The 2189-nt window shown below is 61.7% G+C and carries 2 protein-coding genes and 1 pseudogene; 1 reads left to right on the top strand and 2 read right to left on the bottom strand.

The genetic code is table 11. From position 1 onward, the window contains the following. Together EOA27_RS33080 and EOA27_RS33085 are read right to left on the bottom strand one after the other, a co-directional pair. Positions 1-300, bottom strand: a pseudogene (locus tag EOA27_RS33080) (ABC transporter permease); the annotation flags it as partial. A gap of 65 nt (positions 301-365) precedes the next feature. Further along, the gene (locus EOA27_RS33085; protein WP_245467380.1) at positions 366-1160 is read right to left on the bottom strand and encodes an ATP-binding cassette domain-containing protein; all 795 of its coding nucleotides are present in this window, start codon (positions 1158-1160) and stop codon (positions 366-368) included. A 397-nt stretch (positions 1161-1557) separates the two neighbouring features. On the opposite strand from EOA27_RS33085, the gene EOA27_RS33090 reads away from it, so the two are divergent. Beyond that, a partial coding sequence (locus EOA27_RS33090; RefSeq protein WP_145970708.1) for a substrate-binding domain-containing protein occupies positions 1558-2189 on the top strand: 632 nt, incomplete at its 3' end.

The following is a 2189-nucleotide window of genomic DNA, read 5'->3' on the forward strand; positions in this document are numbered from 1 at the left end:
GCCGGCATGCATGGTGACGGCGAGCACCATGGAGCACAGGCAAAGCACCGAGCCGACCGACAGGTCGATGCCGCCGGTGATGATAACGAAAGTCATGCCGAGCGCGACGATGGCGACGAAGGTGACGTTGCGGGTGATGTTGAAGAGGTTCTTCGAGGTGGCGAAGGAATCGGTCGCGAAGGACAGGAACAGGCAGGCGAGAATGACCGCGATCACCACCCAGAATGTCTGGTTGGCGAGGAGCCGCGACAGGAAAGTGTGCTGCTTCTGCGCGATCGTCTGGTCAAGGGTGACTGCCATTGTCGACCTTTCCTGAGGTGGGACGCGGAACACCGCGCGTCACGCCACCCGTTCAAATCCGTGAGTCATGCCACCTGTTCGATGGCGCCGGTGATCAGCCCGGTGACTTCCTCGGGCGAGCTCGAAGCGATCTTCTTGTCTGCCACCTTGCGGCCGCGCCGCATGACGATGACGCGGTCGGCGACGTCGAACACGTCGGGCATGCGGTGACTGATCAGCACAACCGCGATGCCCTGGTCGCGCAGATGGCGGATAAGGTTGAGCACCTCGGCCACCTGCCGGACCGAGATCGCCGCCGTCGGCTCATCCATCAGCACGATTTTGGCCTGCGACAGCATGGTGCGAGCGATCGCCACCGCTTGGCGCTGGCCGCCCGACATCTGCTTGACGAGATCGCGCGGCCGCGTCTCGGATTTCAGCTCGGCAAAGAGCTGGCCGGCGCGCCTGTACATCGCCGCATAGTCGAGGATGCGGAACGGGCCGATGCCGCGGCGCAGCTCGCGGCCGAGATAGACGTTTGCCGCGGCCGTCAGATTGTTGCACAGCGCAAGGTCCTGGTGGACGATCTCGATGCCGTGCTGGCGGGCCTCCGCCGGCTTGTGCATGACAATCTCCTTGCCCTCCAGATGCATGGTGCCATGGCTTGGGCGGAAATTGCCGGCGATCATCTTGACCAGCGTCGACTTGCCGGCGCCGTTGTCGCCCATCAGGCCGACGACCTCGCCGGCCTCCAGCGAGAACGAGACGTCGTTGACCGCCTGGATGGCGCCGAAATGTTTCGAGATGTTGGCGAGTTCGAGAACCGACACCAGCCTTAAGCCTCCCCATGTTGACGCAGCAGTTTGCCGGCTTGCCAGCAGCGCTTGCGTTCCGCCCGTCCATCTCCTCACGAACGGCGCGATACATGCATTTAGGCAAAAGCCGGCAAAGCCGTCAATCAATTGTCTGACGATTAATTTCGAGACTCGACAAAAAATCGGTTTTGTAGGACAAATAGGAATTGACCGTTGGCGAAAAGCCGATATTAGCTAGCCTCGGAGGAATAATTTGCCCACCGAGCGCGCATAGGGCGGAAGGGGCAAATGGCTTGACGATCAAGGATTCGGCTGCGCCAGTATTGGCTCAACGGATCGGCAAATGCTTATCAGTCCGGCCCGGAACACGAGCATTGGGAAGATGCTCAACATCGTTCTTGCGCATCCGGTCTGATCGGTGTGGCGGGCACGCGGTGTCCGTCTGTTTCAAGGGAGGACTGACATGAGGAAAACACTTTTGCTTGCCGCCGTCGCCGCCATGGCGTTGGGCGCCGGGCCGGCTTTGGCCAAGAAACAGCTCGTCATCGTCGTGAAGGGGCTCGACAACCCGTTCTTCGAAGCCATCCATCAGGGCTGCGAGAAATGGAACAAAGAGAACGCCAGCTCGGAATATGAGTGCTTCTATACCGGCCCGGCATCGACCTCGGACGAGGCCGGTGAAGCGCAGATCGTGCAGGACATGCTGAGCAAGCCCGACACGGTCGCGATGGCGATCTCGCCGTCCAACGCGCCGCTGATCGCGCAGACGATCAAGAGCGCCAATCCGTCGATCCCGATCATGACGGTCGACGCCGACCTTGCCAAGGAAGACGCCGCCCTTCGCAAGACCTATCTCGGCACCGACAACTACCTTATGGGCAAGAAGATCGGCGAGTACATCAAGAAGGCCAAGCCGAATGGCGGCACGGTCTGCACCATCGAGGGCAATCCGGCGGCCGACAACATTCTGCGCCGCGCGCAAGGCATGCGCGACGCGCTGACGGGCAAGGAAGGCCTCGCGGCACTTGCCGGCGAAGGCGGCTGGACCGAAGCCCCCGGCTGCCCGGTGTTCACCAATGACGACGGCGCCAAGGG

The organism is Mesorhizobium sp. M2A.F.Ca.ET.037.01.1.1, assembly GCF_003998075.1.
Taxonomy (GTDB): Bacteria; Pseudomonadota; Alphaproteobacteria; order Rhizobiales; family Rhizobiaceae; genus Mesorhizobium.